We start from the raw sequence: 17,916 nt of genomic DNA, 5'->3' as shown, positions 1-17,916 counted from the left end.
GACTGGGATGGTCGATCTGAGCCGCGACAGCACCGGGCGGACGCGGGCCAGGCTGCTCGACCTGGTGCCGGGCCGCTCCGGGAAGGCCTACGCGTCCTGGCTCGCCGAACGCGGCGAAGCGTTCCGCAAGAACGTGAAGGTCGCAGCTCTTGATCCGTTCGCCGGCTACAAGACCGCGATCGACGACCAGTTTGAAGACGCCACGGCCGTGCTGGACGCGTTCCACGTCGTGAAACTCGGCACCGCCGCGGTCGACGAGGTCCGCCGCCGCGTCCAGCAGGACACCCTCGGGCATCGCGGTCGGACCGGCGACCCGCTCTACGGGATCCAGACCATCTTGCGCGCCGGGGCCGAGAACCTCACCGACAAGCAGCGCGCCCGGCTGGTCGCGGCCATCGAGGCCGACCCCGCCCACGACGAGGTGTTCGTCGCGTGGCAGTGCGCCCAGCAACTACGTTCCGCCTACCACCAGAAGGACCTCGCCGCCGGGCGGCGGATCGCCGAGAAGGTCCTCGACACATTCCACACCTGCCCGATCCCCGAGATCGCACGCCTGGGCCGCACCCTCCGCCGCTGGCGAGCCGCGTTCCTGGCCTACTTCACGACCGGACGATCATCGAACGGCGGAACTGAGGCCGTGAACAGGATCAACGAGCTGCACCGTCGCCTCGCCCGCGGCATCCGCAACCGCGACAACTACCGGCTCCGCACGCTCCTCGCCGCCGGCAGACTCACCCCATGACCCCCACCGGATGTCCGAAGAGCCGACAAAGGGGAGTACATACGGCTGCTGCGCAAGCACCAGGTGACCCGTGACCCGATTCCTCTGGCAGCGTTCATCCCCGTTCGACCCTTCGGCTGAGGTCATCAAAAACGTCATCAGAAACAGCCGGTATCACCCGGCAGTCACGTGGTAGACCGATGCCATGAGATCCGGGCCTTCGTCGACCCGATTCCCAACCTGTTCCTCATCGGCCGCAACGGCATGCACCGCTATAACAACCAGGACCACTCGATGCTGACGGCCATGGCCGCCGTCGACAACATCCAGCAGGGCCGCACCGACAAGTCGAACATCTGGAACGTCAACGTGGAACAGGAATACCACGAGCAGAAGGGCGCGTAGCTGCTGTGCGGTCGTCACCCAACGGTGACGACCGTTCGCCTGCTACGGGCGCGGCGGCCAAGGGATTCCCCGACTGACCGCGTTGACCTCGAACCCCTGCTTCCACCAGCAGTTTTCGTACTCTGCCTCCAGTTCCTCCGGATGGGCAGCGTAATGATCCGCGTTGAACTTCGGCGCCCCCAAATTGACTGTGCGGTTGACACCAAGGCTATTGTCGTGTTCAAACAGCCCGAGCACGCGGGCCTGTGCCGGCGTCGGGCGTTCCATCATGTTGAACAATGGTCGCAACGCCGCTTGGAAGGGAAGCCTGACGGAACGAGACGGCAGCCTCCTCGACAGCTCAGCATGATCGCGAACGAACTCGATCGCCGAATCCTGGATCCGTGTCAGAGCCTCCACCTCATCGGCGGTCACGCGCTCATCTCCAAACACCGGCTGCACGTTCTCCCCCACCTCCGTCAAACCGATGGCCGAGGCTTCAGTCGGGCTTGCCGTGAGCGATTCCAGCACTGCCACGGTCTCGAAGATTCGGCGCATCGCCTCTGTGGCTTCCCAGGCGAACCGGCCATCCACCCACCCACGAAGCGAGGGGCGCGCCCGTGTGACAGGCTGATCGGGAACGCCCACGTAGTACGATTTCACGGGCTCGCCCAGCAGTGTGCCGATGGCTTGTGCCATCGTTCCTTGCCAGCCCAAGTCAACGACGGCTGTCGCCCGTTGAGAGAAACGTGGTTCGAGGTACCGCACGACGAGCCTACGCTCGAGAATCGACTGCTCGATGAATCTGTCAGCCAGAAATTCGAGTGCCGGAGCCAGATGAGCCCGCGCCTCTGCTTCCGAGATCCTCTGGTCCGGCTCGATGGTGGTGAGGCGGATGGCGGTCGTGACCTCTTGATCGCCAAGATCGGGCAGCCATCGGCGAATCATTTCGACGGGCGTCAGTGGAGTGGACGTGGACGTCAAAAAGTCGAGGTCATCCCGAACAAGATGTTCACGGAAAGTCGCTAAACGCAGGAGACGCCGCGAGGCCACCAGGTAATCGTTCTCCAGCGCCTCGCTTCCCCAGTACTGTGCGTAAGCTCTTCGAAGAATTGCGCCGTCGCGGGCGAGAAACTCGAGCCGTTCAATTCCGTCTTCGCGTGCCCTGAGGTGCAGGAATCTGGAGAATCCAGCGAGCAATGGACCGAGCACTTCATACCCGAGCCGCTCTGCGGCATCCATATCCGGGTGTCTCTCCAGACGATTCAGAGCGAGACCCGCCACTGTGGAGTCAGCGAGCGCGAGCTCATCCAGCGGCCTTTCAGACGCCAAATCATGGACGGCGATGCCCTCCGTCGCGTTCTCGCCGCCACTCATGATCACCGTTCGTGGTTGGCGCAGATGAACGGTGTCAATGTCGAACACGTGAGCCTGTCGAACGTCAGCGTGAGCGCTGTCGCCCACATGCACGAGGTGGCGTTCAGGATATTGTTCCCGCAGATGGCGGAATGCCGTTCCGTCATACTTGGCGCGCTTCGCATACCCGCTGACTTCCAGACTCGACCATTCCCCGTATCCCGCTGAGCGCAGCGCCTGAGCGATGGTTACCTCCGGCAGGTACATGTCGCTGAGCAGGACGATGTCTGCCCCGGACGCCCTGGCCAGATCGAACAGGGTCCTGCCACGACGCGTCGAGCGAAGGAGGCCAGCCTCGATCTCAAGCTCCTGTTCAAGCACACACTGCCGGTCACCTTCAGAGAGGCTCCCGCGGCGCACCAGCTCATCGTAGATGTCGTCAATCGTGATGTACGGACCCACGCCTGCACGTTGGTAGGCTCTGGATTCGGCGGCACGGCGTTCCTGCGGCCAGGTCAGCGGCAAGACGACACCCTGCTCACGGACCGCATCTCGAAGGACGGCAAACGCATCGGCTGGCCTCGCGAGTGGACGCTGCAACAAAGTGTCGAATACATCGAAGGAGACGACCTCCGCCGCTTGAAGGATGGCACGCACATCATCACCTGGGTGCTGTTCGAGGCCCCATGTCGCTGTCTTCAACGCCCCACCTTTCGCACAGTGTCACCGACAATCGTGGCCAGCTGTCGAATTCGTCGCTTCACGCCAAGCCTCACCCTCGCTGGGATACTCAGGCCTCCCTCTGGCGTCGTCCGTTCCAGCAGAATCCGCTTCGTATCGTTCACCTCGGCGATGAGAGTCTCAGTAGAGTCAAGTATCGTAGCGACCCTGTTCAAAATCTCGAGTTGAGTATGATGCACCACTTCAGAGAGCACGGCGCCTGACACATGTGCTGTGTCTTGAGCCAGTTCAGACGCATAGTCTGACAAGTTCTCGCCCCGCAGCGTGATCTCCGCCCCGGGCACCCCACTCTTGACCAGTCTGCCGACTGTGCCCTGCCGGAGAAGCGCAATTCCCCAATACAGAGCATTCGCCGGATTGGCCTCTGCGAGCGCTTCTTTGAATACCGAACCCCGGACGAGCGTGGCCGAGGGCTGGATCAGCCGGCGCTCGATGTGGGCAGGTTTGGTGACGATGTCTTTTTCCAGCGGATCGACGCCATCCGCTGACGGCAGCACACGGAAGGAACTGTCTGACCCGCCTGACCGTTCAAACGTGAATGTTGTCTGCGCTGCGACAGCACCCCAATCGGGATTGTCCGCCAACGCACGCCGCAACTCCGCAGGAAGCCACTCTCTCCACAGAGTACGACCGTCATGCAGCAACACGAATTCATCACGAATGCTCTCAGCCACCTCATGGAGGCAGGCCAGCAGTTGAGTCGGCTCAGCCCTGATCACTCGCGTTGCGTCTGGAAGGCCGACGAGCGGTGCAGCTGGATCGGCCACGATTGCAGTCACGTCCGCAGCTTTGGCTGGCCAAGAATGAAATGACTGCCGAATCAAGTCACTGTCATGGTCGCTGCTGAACAATACGATCGCATGTACGCGGTTTACTGGATCAGCCATTCTTCTTCCCCCTCAGAGCTGCCGGCGCACTCGCCTACTTCCGACGGACCCCAGCTTACTCCATGCAGCGCGGGGAACGTCAGAGATGGAGTGAGCAGCACTCATCAACTGGACAGTCGCTAGAGTGTTCAAAACGTCTCGAAATGCTCCTGCGAGGTCGAATCTCAGAGCAGCCGTGGTGATCCGCGAATCGAAGACATCTCGAGGCTCACAGGCGCAGATGTGAGCGTGAAAGTGTCGGGTCACAGCCGTCGGCCTCTGAAATCCATTCACAAAACGACGAGTACGTCGCGTGCTCGTGACGCAGCAACGTAGATCAACGACCGTTCCTTCCGGATTGCATCGTCCCTGTCTGGGTCAGCACGCATCTGTGCTGGCATACTCGCCAACGGATCGTCGGGGTCGACCCCTACGAGAATCACTCGCGCAAACTCGAGCCCTTTTGCCCGGTGCATCGTCATCAGCAGCGGCTTGTCAGTCGCAGGAACGTCACCTCGGCGCACTGTCGTCACAGGAGATCCAAGCCGGGCAAGCTGATCGGCGAGGAGATCCCCCTCGCGTCTCGAACGAATCAGCACAGCCAACGAAGACGGCTCAACATTCGAGGCTTTCACCCATTCCCGGAGGAGACGAGAGATTTCTTCAGCGCGTTCGTGCCCAGCCCCGACCTCCAGGACTCTGACCTCAGGGCCTGAGCGCGCAGAACGGTACTCAGCGGTTGTCACCGCTTCTCCTTCAAGGTCTTCGTATGCCATGCCTTGCAGCGCACGCACTGCGAAAGAGAGATTCTGCGCAGTCGTGCGGTAATTCAGGCGAAGCCTCCTCGACCGGCCGACGACTTTGATTCCCCATCGTCCGAGCACAACCGGTTGACCATAGATTCGCTGCTGTGCATCCTCCGCAAGAAACAGGTCGTTCCTGCCTTCGGGTACAAGAGCACGTAGAAACTGAAACTTGACAGGGGTCAGATCCTGCGACTCGTCAACCAGAAGATGATCGACGAACGGTTCTCGTCTCCCCCTCAGCCATTCAGCGGCGATAGCTGTGCCTTCTGAGAAGCTGACTATGCCTTCCTGCCCATAGTGAATTGCCGAGCGGTAGGCAGTGATGACACCCCATAGCCCTTTTCGCGCTCTCCGGTTGAGTCGCACGCCACGCCCAGGACGACGTACACGAAGATAGTCTCCCTCAGTAAGAATCCGGTGGGGCAGAATCACCTGTTCGTACTCTGCGTCAATGAAGCTTCCCGACCGCAGCTCAGTCGGCAGATCGTCTCCGATTGCCTCACGAGCCAGCTGCGACAACGTTCGATCGATTGTTCCCGTTCGAGCACTCTCCCACGGCCATCCGAGTACATCTTGAGTGGCAGCACTCATCTCACCCTGCCCCCGCTGCAGCACTTCAGACACCAGCTGATCGACGCCTCGCACGAGAACGCCAGACTCACCTAAATGCTCTGCCAGCAGAATTTCGTCATCCAAAGCTATGAGCTGTGCCTGCAAGGCATCTGCGAGTGAACGAGTAAACGTCGTCAGCACGATACGAGCAGATGGATTCTCACGGGCCAGGCGTCGAGCTCGGTGCAGCAAGACAACGGTCTTGCCAGTTCCAGCACCACCGGTCAGACGGAAGGGCCCATTGTAATCGGTATCGACATAGCGTCGTTGCGTGGGATGGAGGAACACTCTCCACGCTTGGAAGCTGCCCTCTTCCAGCATTCTGCGGAACTCAGGATCGTCTTCACCTTCGATGAATGTGAACTCTGCACCCCCGGCTTGACTCCGCATGGCGTCAATGATCTGCTGGTCATCCTGCTCTGCGACAGCGGAGGTGGGTGCCACCGTATCTGGCTCAGGAGATTCATTGGTCTGCGCACTGTAAGTCGTCACGACCTCTTCCACCCCCAAACCAGTGGCCAGGTCGATGAGCGCAAGCCCTTGCCAATTCTCCCCATTCGCCTCAATGACCTGCTGCAACTGATCATCGTCCGTGGCAGACAAAGCGGAGGCTGCCACAGCAGGATCTATCCCAATCCTGTCGGTGAGATCCGCATAGGTGATTCCTTGCTCTGCGAGGAGCGGCTGACGCTGAGCTTCAGGGGCAGCGTGGCCGACGGCCGTGCCGGGAAACCTCACGTCGGAAGAAGAGGACATCGCAACATTCTGAGTCGGCGCTTCATGTTCCACGAGCTCGGCTAGACCATTTACCGGATTGACCTGACACACGGTTGTCCGGGCCCGTTTTATAGCCTCATCGTGCGGATATGCTCCGGCAAAAACATAGTATGGCTGACTATGACTATCGGTGAGTTTGAACAACACTGCTCGATACCCCTGATCGACTCGACCAGTGCGCGCTCGTGCATCAGCAGGGTTGTGCATCGGCTCGATATGCAGGCCTGGCGTGCTGTCATCAGTTGCGAGCTTCTGCAGGAATGAAAATACTTTCTTGGTTTGTTCGCGGGGAAACTCCATGCTCGTTCGAGTCATGATGATGTTCGTGGTCATGCATCCACCTTTTCATCTGCGTTACCGCACCGGTCATTGACTGCTCGTTCGATGGCAGACACATCCTGCAGTTCGACGACGATCCATCCTTCAGCGACGAGATCGCGGCGATCATCGTCTTCCGTGTCAGGCAAGACCACCGCCACCTGCTCATTGCGAAAGCTCAGCGGCACCGGGATGCCCTCTGCCGTCTCTTCCGCCCACAGCTCTGGAACCGGCCCCTTCAGTTCCAACCCAAGCTGGCGAATGGCCTTTACAAGCCGATCATCGCCGTCTGCACGAGCATCTTCGACGAGTGCCGCCCACTCGGCGTCGGCAAGGGGCTGTTCATCACTGCTGCTCATCGACACCGAGGGCGACGGCAGGTCTGTTCGCCCTGAGCTCGATGTCTCAGTGCCTTCGCTCGCGAGAGCGCGTTTCAAGCCCAGGCGGGTGTCAATCGTCGTGCCCCAACGGTTCAGACCCAACAGTGACCCTAGCTGCGTCCATGAGTTCCAGGCCTCGTGGAAGCCGTCTTCGCCGACCTGGCGCTCATCGATCGTGAGGACCGTCTCCCACGACTGTGTCTCATGCTTCAAGCGTGAGAGTAGAAGCGTCGGCCCATGTCTCCACATCGTCCCAAGGCTGAGCTCCTGCCCTGCGCGAAGTTGCTGAGCATCTGCTACGTGCGATCCAGCGTCGTCAAGTTCAGCGAGAGCAATGGCACGCAGGTCGTCGTGCGGCGACAGCGCCACCAGGTCTCCGATTCCGACCGGTAATGCCGCCGTGTATCGCCGCCAGCTGTCCCACCGGTCAGCGTCGGTGCCGCTGAAGAGGTCGATCATCACGGCCAGGGGCCCCTGCTGCACGATCTGCAGCATCGTCTGGCTAGCGATCCCCTTCTGAATGAGCTTCTCCTGCTTCTGCTGGTTCCACCAATATGGTGCTGCAGGCGAGTCTGAATCGATCTCGTCCCAGACGAACGAGAACACCAGACGTTCCCGGTCAGCCGAGTTGCGCACGCTGGTTCGCTTCTGAGCATCGTCAACCACATGATCGTTGGTCGGGGTGCCATGGTATTGATACCCATCGGTGTAGATCATGATCTCAGGATCGTTCGTGTCAGAATGCACGAGGCCGAAGTCCGGTCGAGTACCGGCAAGCTCGACTTGAGGCTGCAACCTCCACTCGTGACGCTGTCCGGGCAACCGGATATGCAAGCTATTGCCATGGGCACCGGGCACCTCTTTAATGCCCGCTCCCCTGTCTTTCAACAGCTCCGAGAACCGCGCCGCAAAACGTCCCTCCAACGGGGAGTCATAAGGTGTAATTACTGGTTGTTCTTCCGTAACATCCCATTGCACCTGGCTCGCTGAATCCTCTGCCAGCGCCTCAGCGCTGAGCTTACCGTTGCTCGTCAGGATTGACTCCAGGCACCGTTCGGCAGTAGCGCGTGAGACGTGTTCGGAGCTGAATCCAGCGAAAGGCAGCAGGCAATGCTCGCACGCCAGAACATCTTCTCCCCTACAGCTGCACGTGCGCAGTCTCAGCCAGACTTCGCGCAGCAGATGCCAGACGTGCTCGGGAGTGCCGAAAGATGCCAGATACCCAGTACCGCCAGGAACCTGGTCGTGCAGGAGCAGCCCCCGGTCGTTGGGCTGATCGGGTCGGCGGTCCGGAATCAGCACATCCGTCACCGTGATGTGTGAGGGATCACCCCCAAACTCAAGCTGCAGCCCAAAGAGCAGAGCCGCCTTCAGACTTGGCAGAACGAACGAGTCTTGCTCGGCAAGGCCTGCAGGAAGTGTGAGTGCCACTCCCTGTGTCGTGAGCGACCGTGCGAGGGCAATCTGCCGGTTGTGCTCTTCCTTATCCAACCGGTGTGGACACCATGGCCGGTGCTCGGCGGGAGAGTTCGTGTCTCCCTTGCGGTCAAGCTTCCCGCACGCGCTGCACACGGTGAACAGCGCTGCCGAGATGTCCTGCCCCGCGATACGTATGTCTCGCCCGGCCACAGTTTTGCCTAGGTTGAGCTCACGCAGACGTAACGAGCGCAGGTAGGTGGCACCGAAGCCGTTCCCCTGCACATACCAGGTTCCGGTGCTCTTTGAGTGGTCAATATCAGCGCAGGTGACCGTGGTGAAGTATGTTCGGCGTCGGTCTTCGTCGTCCGTGCCGATCAGGGTGCGATCACGGTCTTCCTGAGAGCTGACTCGAGCTAGATCCACCACCTGCAGCTGCTGTCCACGGTCAGCGATGCCTCCGCTGCCGCATCGCGGGCACACGGTCAGCGGTTGCTGTTCGCCAGTCAAGTCCTGGGCGAAACCGCACTCCGGGCACTGTGCCCAGGTGCGAACGTCGCCGCCATCTGCTCCAAGATCAACCGCATCGATCTGCAGTGCTCGCCCTCGTGCATAGAACGTGCTGCCTGGCGCAAATTCAGTGATTGCCGAGACTGCCCCACGTTGGATGCGAATAGGATCGTCGCTCTTGTATTCGCCGCTGTCGGCGTCGTACCAGGAGAGCTCGACCGAAAGCTCGACCGAATCGTCGAGCAAGGTGTAGTTCGGCAACAGCCCGTACTCTTCCAGTGCTGAGATCCAATACCCGTTTGTGCCCGGCAACGTGCCAGCGTGCTCGCTCTTCATCTTGCGCAGCATCTTCAGCGCACCAACGGCAAGACTCAGAGCGCGACGATCCTCATCGGTCGCTCGGGCCGAATCAGCTGACCTCTGCAACCCCTCCAGCGAGTCTTCGACATGTTTCAGACGATGCGCGATTCGTTCACCTGTCTGACGATATGTTGCGACGGCCTCGTCAATCCGACGCGAGAGGCCTGATTCACCAGTTGCGTCAGGTGTGGCCCACTGTGCCAGAGCGGTAGCTACTTCGGGGTCCACATGGGTGCCGAACTCATGCACAAAAGTCGATGTCGCCCATTCCACGTTGCCGCTGTGTGCCCGGCGAATGACCTCGCCGAGCACCGTATCGGTTGCCGCATGCCCCAACACATCCGCTGCAGACTGCAGAGGTTGGGGGCCTGACCCGTCCCTGGCAATGGTATCCATAAGGAACGCGAAGTACTGTCGCTGCAGGATCTCCTCTGCGCTCAGATACGTCGCCGGAGGCTGCACTTCGCCGTCGATCATCTTCAACGGGTCATCCAGCACCGGCAGGTTCTTCCCTCGCCCGCGGATGAAGGCCATGTCAAGCGCGTTGCCGGTGAGACGCCCTGCACGCCCGACTCGTTGCTGATAGTTCGCGTTCGTCTTCGGCAGGGAAGCCAGCAGCACGGTGGAGAGATCGCCGATGTCAATGCCGAGTTCGAGCGTTGGGGTTGCCACGAGCACATTCGGTGCGTCCGGGCTGTGACGCTTTCCTCTGAAACCTTGTTCGGCGGTCTGTCGAGCTGCATCTTCGAGAAGCCCCGTGTGCTCTTGGGCGATGACCGTGCGCATGTGGCTCTCGTAGAGCCTGCGGTAGAACGCTCCGTCATCGCCAGGCAATGACTCGAGGTGGCCGCTGCAGCGAGCGTTGAGGCAGGGGGCACCGAGAAGTGCGTTGACGGCTCGTGGCTCTGCTGCCTCGACGGTGTGGCAGGTATCGCATCGCAGCCGGTAGCCGCCGGCGAGCCATGTTGAGCGATCGACAGGCTCAATGCGTAGGTGCTCCGGGGGCAGCCCGTAGGCGATGATGGTGCGAGACAACCCTTCGACAGGTTCCAGAAGGCCTTGCTTCGTCAGTGCGACAAACAGCGCACGGGTATGCCTGGCAGTGGCAGTGTGGTCAGTATGCAGCACTCGTGAGCCCCAGATCGAGTACCAGCTTCGCGGCGACCCGATGTTGACCAAGTTTTCGAGCGAGGCTTTGGAACCCGCCGTGTTCTTCTTCGATGCTGTTCTGGCATAGGGAAAACTCGGGATGCGTGACTGTCGTCCCAGCCAGGGCTGCCCTTCGCCACGATTCCGCCCGCCCTGCAGCTGATACAGCGCGCCGCCTTCTTCAAGGTACTTCTTCAACCACGGGTGCAGAATGGCCCCGTCTCGCCGCATGCGATAGAGCACGCCGTGGGCCCAGGCCAACAACGCAGCATCGGTGTTCTCGAAGCCATCGCTCAGACCGTCGAGCATCTCTCGCTCACGCGAGGCGACGACGGCTTCTCTGGCTGCCGAAAGCAGTTCTCTATCGGAAAGCCCGTGCCCGGCGGAGAGCGTGCCGGTGAGCTCCAGCGTGCGACCAATATCACCAAAGCGGCCGAACTCCTCTTCAGCGTCAAAGAGCAGTCGTTTAACCACATTCTGTCTGGCGCGTTCGATCTGCGCCTTTTTCTGCTTCTTCGGATTCCAATAGGGCTTGATGCCCTCATGCTCCACCAGAGACGGCGGAATCAGTCGGAACCGCTCGTCTAGGTCGTCACCAGCCTGTTCAACCGCACGCCCCACCAGCTCCGGCAGCGTCCCGCCATCGCCAGCGGCTTCCCGAAGCAGGCTTCGGAAGGTGAACACCCGCGATCGCGCTTCGATGAAGCCCGCTCGATGCGCCGCATCCTGCACCGAGTCGGTAAAGATCAGTGCTTTCTTCTCAGCACCGTCGAGGTTGGTCGCTCCGAAGAGCGTCGAGACCGCAACCGAGAGCATGGTCGCGATCGCACTGCCGATATACCGTATGGAGTTCGCGGTGCCACAGGCCGGGCAGGTGTCGTTCGCCGCGTCGTCCTTAACGTGATCGCCAGTGAGACCAAGCACCGGCAGAATCCAACCAGATGTGAAATCTTCGTCATCGGGCGAGGGCAGCTCGTCCACAAGCCGGTTGTCACGGGTATGCAGCCACTGCAGCCCAGGAGTCAGGCGGCGTTCCGGCGCGGCAGAGGCTCGTTTCCCGCTGCTCGGCGCGGCCAGAGCGAGTTCGCCTTCCTCACGAGCGAAGATCAGGGGCCGCTGCTGGCTATGGTCACGGCCGCTCTTCGTGCGCACTGCCTGCGGGTCGACCTCGATCGCATCGCTGACGGATGAACCGGTGGACATCCAGCCTGAGCGCCCGCATCGCCGGCAGTAGATCGCCGGCAGATACTCGTAATGGGTCTCTTCGGTGTCTGTGGCGTCTTCGGCTTCACCCTCGCTGCGGCGGATGCCGTCGTCACTCCATATGAATCTGGCATCGGTCGTCGTCGAGCGGTTCACCCGGCTCAGCTCGCGAAGCCACAGATGAACGTCGACGTTCGGCGCGCGCCTGCCGGTGACCGCCCGCACGTGGCTGCAGAGCGTCAGCAGAAGTGCAACGAAGTGCTCTCGGTCATTCGTGCTTACGCCGACAAGGGCCGAGGGAGCGTCCGTCAACGCGTCACAGAGGTCATCCAGTTTTCTGGGTCTGCTCGCTGCCTGCACGAGGCGGCGCAACAGTGGGTGTGTGGCCATCAGCGCGAGCAACTGGTCGTCAGACCATGCAGACGGCCCCGAGGCATCTTCCACGTCGGCTTCGGAGGCGAGAAGGGCATTTGCCACCGCTTGAGCGGCTTCGGCTGGGGTCAGGTCTTCGGGATGCGGCACCGCCTCATTGACCCGCCGGATGGTCTGACGCAACGACCCGGCTTCGAAGCCAGTAAAGCTCTTACCGCCAGGCTGTTCGCTCGCCACACCCGCGGCCCATTCGTCGATGCTCTGCCGACTCTCTCCGATCACGGATGTGGCATCGAAGCCGCCGCCGAACACCGTGTTGGCAAAATCGACCATTGGTACAGCGTCGCCACCGCCCAACGTAGCGCTGGTGGCCACCGGGGTGATACGTCCCAATGGCAGTTTGCGAGCACCTTCCAGCGTGGGATCATCGGGCCACGCTGCTTTCAGGGCGAGCCCCAGTCGCCGCAGCAGCATCGCCACGTCAGTGCCCTGCGCGCCGTCGTAGGTATGGAACTCGTCGAGCACGAGATACTGCAGGCTCAGTGCGCTCTGTCTCCACAGTTCCTGGTCTGCCGGGCGCAGCAGGAGCTGGTCGAGCATCTTATAGTTCGTGAGCAGGATGTCCGGGGCTTCTGCCCTGATGCTGTCGCGGTCGGTGATCAGGCCGTCTTTTGTGACTCCTTTGCGCCCGTGGCTGCCGTCTCCGACGTAGATGGCTGCCCGCACCCCGTTCAGGGCAGCGTTCTCGGTGATGTAGCTGGCCAGACGGTTGGCCTGGTCGCCGGCCAGGGCGTTCATCGGATACAGGATGAGCGCCTTCATCCCGGTGTTCCCCAGGCGACGTTCTCGTGCCACGTGGTCAAGAATCGGGATCAGGAAGGATTCGGTCTTTCCAGAACCCGTGCCGGTCGTCACCAAGGTTGGCTGAGGGCCTTCGGGGTTGACGTCTGGTTTGGAACTCAGCCTCTTCCACGCTGCGGCCTGGTGAGCATAGGGATGCAGCCCGTCTGGTCGCCAATCGACCGCGCTCTCCCAGCCTTCATCGGCCGCACGAAAGGGCAGTCGCATGCGGGCATATGGGCCACGGAACACTCCGTGAACGGGATCGCTCAGAAACTGTGCGAGCACCTCACGAGTCTGCAGGTTGTCGAGAGCGAACCTCGTCGTCAGATAGTCCAGCAAGACGGTGCGGATGCGCTCAGCCTGCTGGACGGGTACGAGCTCGCTCAACGCTCCCCCTGGTCTTGCAGGCGTCGCTCGAACTCGGCGTACGCCACTCGCATGTCTTCTTCACGATCGTAGGTCACGAAGGGCAGCTCATACGTGTACGTGTTACCGGAGGCATTTGTAATCGTACGATCAGCTTGAGCTATATTGTCACCCTGCTGGCGCCATATCTTCAGCACGGAGGAAGGAACTAGCCAGCCATTCGCATCGTACAGATGAGCATATGTTCCTTTCCCGGAGTCACTATCTCGTAAGGCGCCAAACCGTACACGATATATAGAACAAATATCTTCCACCGTCAGATTACATGCCATACAAGCCAGCACATCGACTTCAAGTTCAGCCCAGTACCTATCAGAGTCACACCTCAAGCCCAACGATGGTGTCCAATCTAATGACGGCGGAAAAAGTGAACTATCCATCCCGGTATGAGTTTTTGTCCAGCTGTCCCGTGGATCAATTCCATTCTGCACCGCAGCGTCCCACAGGCCTCTGTCCCATGTTCGGAGAGCCCCCAAACGCCCAACACGTAGAACTGCCCAATTCGTAATTTTACGGGAACTCTCGAACAGTATAGGAAGACTGAAAAAAGTACCGACTGATGCATTATTGATCTGACGCGCTTTTACATAGAAATCAGTTAAAAGCGTTCCCATACTAGCAAGCACTCTTATACCTAACGCTCCAGAAGTGAAAGATACACCCGCAACCGATTGGGCAATGCTATGGCCTAATGGAAGAGCTGCCGGAATGAGAGAACGGCTTCCCGAAGTATCAATCATTTTTCTCCAAATGACAGTTAAGGAAGAAGTGCTCTGCGCAGGGGCCCTCTCAGCCCGATGCACACAGGCCGGCAGCCACTGCACTGGTAGTCCTCGGAGGGATACATCTCGCCAATCAGTTGATGATTTCATCGTCGAGTTAGGCGTTTTGTACACTGGTTCCCAAATATTAAAGTGGCTACCCTGCAAGACTACTTTGCCAACATCTTTTGGCTGCCACCAGCTCTTATCCCCTCCTTCAGAAGGAACAGATTTTACAGGAATAGCTTCGTTAGAGCGGGGATCAATCCGCACATGCGAATTAATTGCATCCAGCACTCCTTGTAGCTTACCGAACTGCAAGTAGCTAAATGGGACCGTCTTATAATCCGTCAACTCAGGATAGTAACGAGCCCACTGCTCCAGTTCGACATCAGTAACTCGAATAATCCTATCCGGATGAGGAGAGATGTTCCAAGTACCAGTTTCCGTATTCTTCAGGGGAGGTATACTCCCCCCCAAGATTCTCTTCTTGTACTGCAGCCATGAGTTTTCTAGCATCACGGGGAGAAGAAGACCTACAGCACTGACAAAGTCAACAATACCGCGTTCATTGCTATATACATTTACACTAAAGTGTTTCTGGTTCTGGATATCAAAAAGCTTAAGTTCGTTTGTAAACTCCCAATGGCGCCTGAGAGTCAAATATGCGAACGCTCTCAGATTCTTATAATTTTTTTCACTTGTAAGGTGGCTTTCCTGATGAATTAGCCCGACTACACCGTTCATTGTCTTCTTTAAAAACATGTGTCTGTGACATTGCCACATAAAAATCATGTACAGATCAAGTTGACCTTTACCCGAGAACTCCCAGATGGTTTGATCGCGATAGTATCGTTGATCCGTTGTCATTCGCGAAGACTCATGAAGAACATACCTTCTAACCTCGTCAGAAAAGGCCGACAAGTTTGAGGCTTTCCGAATATCTGACAGTCCAAGTAAAGGGTTAAACTCACTGAGCACATCGTTAAGCTTGAATTGCGGCCGAACCCACGGTGGATTCCCCACCTGCAGATCGAATCCACCGTGTGCGAACACTTTGGCGAAGTCCAGCTCCCAGTGGAAGAAGCCCTGCTGCTCGGCGATGTCAGCCGCGGTGTTCAGCCAGGGGTGTTCAGCCAGGGCCATCTCAACGGAGCGTGCGCTGGCGTAGCCGAGATCCAACTTTTCGGCGTCGTCCAGGGCATCCCAGTCACGGCTCGGGGTCAGCATCACCTGGGTGTCACCCATCTTGCGGACGATCTTGCTGCGTTCGTAGTCCTTGCCGAGCAGTGCTTCGAGCGTGTCCAGCCACTCGTCCAGTGTCGGTGGTTCGGGCCAGTCTGCCTCATCGACGGTCAGTGGCCAATACCACAGCGCGCACCAGGCATCCATCACGCGGCGAAGCCTGCCGTAGGCTCCATCAGGGTCAGCGAGTGCTGCCTCGATCTTCTCACGCGACACTTCCCCGCCCTCGGGCAAGTCTTCGGCGCCCCACACATCGACGCTGCGTCGAATCTGGCTCTCGGCGATCTCCAAGCGTCGTAAGGCGAGCTGCCAGAGGGCTTCAACACGGTATCCCAGCGATTGCAGACGATCCAACTGCTTCGTTGAGGGCTTTGCGGTGACGGTCTTCCGCCAGCCCTTCAGCCTTTTCAGGGTTTCCGGCGCGAGTTCTTTCGCCTCTTTCGCGTCGACGGCCGATCCCCAGCCCACGGCAGGAAGCACGAAATGCGGGATGCGGCCGGCCGGGTTCGTCGTGAGCGGCACGGCATCCGGCTCTTCCTTCAACCAGCGGCGGCTCTTCACCGCATCTTTCGAGTAGAACGCGTGGCGGGCACCGATCAGTGAGTTGCCTCGGCGCAGATGCAGACCGAACCACGGGCCCTGAAGCCCCGCGACCATGGTGTCAAGCCACAGCGAGATTTCGGCCAGCTCGACGGCGGTGGCGTTGAGATCCACACCATAAGTCTGATGCAAGGCAATGTAGGCTTTAGCTTTCTGCAGCTCACGCGGGTACTCGTCCGGGTCGATGGTCGTGTCGAGCTCTTCCTGGCGACGCTTCAGGTATGCGGCGGCCAGCTGTCGAACGGCCTCAATGGCGAATGCGCCAGACCCCAGCGCCGGCTCGCAGACCGTGATCTGCAGAATCTCACGGGCGGGCGTGCGCACACCATCCTGATCGAGCAGCTCGGCAAGGGCCTGCGATACGGTGAAGCGGGTGAGCACTTCAGGGCTGTAGTACGAGGCCGACTGCTGACGTTCCCGGCCAGCCAGCCGGAAGACGAATTCACCGGTCTCATATCGGCGTGGCACAGACTGCCCCTGGGCGTCCTCGACGCGCACAAGCGAACTCGCGATGAGCTCTTTCTCGGTGCCTTCCAGCGCATCCACCCGGCTCACCGGGATGACCCACGACCCCTTCTCGGGATTCGCGTTCCGAGCCACCTCGTACAGGGGCTCGGTGGCGAAGAAGCCGGTGTACGACATCAGGCCCTCGTAGACGGCCCCCAACTGGTTGATGCCAAGCTCAGCGTACGAGATGAACCCGCGCTCTGCGCGTTTACGGCGGCCAGACTGCTTCGATCGGGTCAGCAAGAGGCGATCGAGCACGCGCTGCAGGGCCACGTTCGACAGGCCGACTTCATCGATCAGTGCGGTGCGGTCGGGGCGGAAGAGATCGGCGCGTAACGCCTCGAAGTGCAGGCCCTCGCCAGCATCCACCGGAGCTGGGCTCACTGGCTGCTTCGCCGCGTTACCCTGGTCGACCAGGGTAAAGAGACGGTTCAACGATTCGTACAGGTGCCGCCCCTCGCGAGAGCGTTCCGAGGTGAGTGTCACCAGGGTGAGGTCTCTCAGCCGGTCAAGGCTGTACCCGGACTCGTACTCGGGTGCGCCTACTGGCAGCACGCCAAGCTCAGGCGACGCCTCGGCGTAGAGCAGGAACAGGATGCGATACAGAAAACGCAGCGACTGCTTCGCGAGCGGCTGCGCCTCGTGATCTGGCAGTGGCTCAAGGCCCTTGATCCTGCGCTGACGCACGACGTCATTCGCGATGATCTCAATCGCCTCGCGAACGCCGTCACGCAACTCGCTTGACACCCCGACGGTATGACGCACCGAGTCTTCAAGCACACCAGCCCACCAGATCTCACCATCTGGGTCTGGGGCAAGCGACTCTGCGTCGAGGCAGGTCACAGCACGGTTGAGTTCCTTCCCATTGCCGCGATCATTACGCTCCACGACAAGCTGCAGGTTGATCGCCAGATAACGGCCCTCCGCCCAGCGCTCCCGTTCAGCGACCAGCGCCCAGCCGCCGGCGAAGACCAGAGCGAACCTCGGACCGCCATCTCTGATGAACAGCTCAGACAGCAGACGGGCCGTGTTCGTGAACTCCAGCGTCTTCTCGTCAGTATCGAGATTCGTCAACGGCCCAGACTCCGGGAGAGCTGTCGGAAGCAGCAGGTTGTCGGCCGGCGCATCCGGGGCATCCCGCCGGATGACATCTTCGACACTGCGGGCGAAGCGTGCATCGACCAGAGCCAGAGGTGCCCCGTCGATGCCTTCCGTGCCGATCAGATGCAGGGAACCGCTCGTGTGCCGGGTCAGGCCCGCGGCCTCATACCCGAGAGCGCGTCGCAGGGTGAGATAGAGATCATCGAGCGTCTGCGCTGCCACTGCCACGCTGCCGCCGATGCCATCGTCATTCTCGGAAAGCGACCCGAAGACCGAAGCGAGCTGCGGCATGATGTGCTCAAAGCGTGAAAGGGGCGATTCGAGACCATCGGCACGCTGCTGCTTCCATTCCTGCTCGCGCTCATGCACCTTCGCCTGGAAGGACTCCTTCGTCGAGTCAGAGGTGAAGAAATGCTCGCTGATCCAGCTCTCGCCGATGATGATCGCGTCTGATGCGGCCAC

At 60.1% G+C, this 17,916-nt stretch carries 7 protein-coding genes; 2 read left to right on the top strand and 5 right to left on the bottom strand.

What is annotated here, in order from left to right; translation table 11 throughout:
• On the top strand, nucleotides 1-742 hold a 742-nt coding region (locus F8O02_RS08360; protein WP_158036786.1), incomplete at its 5' end, for a transposase.
• 168 nt (nucleotides 743-910) lie between these two features.
• A complete protein-coding gene (locus F8O02_RS08355) occupies nucleotides 911-1,126 on the top strand; it encodes a hypothetical protein (RefSeq protein WP_218859553.1) in 216 nt (71 codons plus the stop codon).
• Nucleotides 1,127-1,168: 42 nt separating this feature from the next.
• On the opposite strand, the gene F8O02_RS08350 is transcribed toward F8O02_RS08355, so the two are convergent.
• The 5 genes from F8O02_RS08350 to F8O02_RS08330 all read right to left on the bottom strand — a co-directional run bounded on the left by F8O02_RS08350 (nucleotide 1,169) and on the right by F8O02_RS08330 (nucleotide 17,916).
• A complete protein-coding gene (locus F8O02_RS08350; protein ID WP_158036785.1) occupies nucleotides 1,169-3,163 on the bottom strand; it encodes a hypothetical protein in 1,995 nt (664 codons plus the stop codon).
• On the bottom strand, nucleotides 3,160-4,089 hold the full coding sequence (locus tag F8O02_RS08345) for a hypothetical protein (protein WP_158036784.1): 930 nt from the start codon (nucleotides 4,087-4,089) through the stop codon (nucleotides 3,160-3,162). The genes F8O02_RS08350 and F8O02_RS08345 overlap by 4 nt, the downstream gene beginning before the upstream one ends.
• Before the next feature lie 269 nt (nucleotides 4,090-4,358).
• Nucleotides 4,359-6,596, bottom strand: a complete 2,238-nt coding sequence (locus F8O02_RS08340) for a 3'-5' exonuclease (RefSeq protein ID WP_158036783.1) — start codon at nucleotides 6,594-6,596, stop codon at nucleotides 4,359-4,361.
• Nucleotides 6,593-13,201 carry a DEAD/DEAH box helicase gene (locus F8O02_RS08335; RefSeq protein ID WP_158036782.1) on the bottom strand — a complete coding sequence of 2,203 codons (6,609 nt, stop codon included), beginning with the start codon at nucleotides 13,199-13,201 and terminating at the stop codon, nucleotides 6,593-6,595. The genes F8O02_RS08340 and F8O02_RS08335 overlap by 4 nt, the downstream gene beginning before the upstream one ends.
• Nucleotides 13,198-17,916, bottom strand: coding sequence for an Eco57I restriction-modification methylase domain-containing protein (locus tag F8O02_RS08330; RefSeq protein WP_158036781.1), 4,719 nt, complete (start codon nucleotides 17,914-17,916; stop codon nucleotides 13,198-13,200). Before F8O02_RS08330 ends, F8O02_RS08335 begins: the two co-directional genes overlap by 4 nt.

The organism is Pseudoclavibacter caeni (assembly GCF_008831125.1).
Taxonomy (GTDB): domain Bacteria; phylum Actinomycetota; class Actinomycetes; order Actinomycetales; family Microbacteriaceae; genus Pseudoclavibacter_A; species Pseudoclavibacter_A caeni.
Note: the sequence above shows the minus strand (reverse complement) of the source record. Positions and strands in the feature narration are given on the sequence as shown.

Excerpts from the sequence above, each read along its gene's own strand:
- F8O02_RS08345 (WP_158036784.1), bottom strand. The coding sequence starts at position 4,089 with ATGGCTGATCCAGTAAACCGCGTACATGCGATCGTATTGTTCAGCAGC.
- F8O02_RS08340 (WP_158036783.1), bottom strand. The coding sequence starts at position 6,596 with ATGACCACGAACATCATCATGACTCGAACGAGCATGGAGTTTCCCCGC.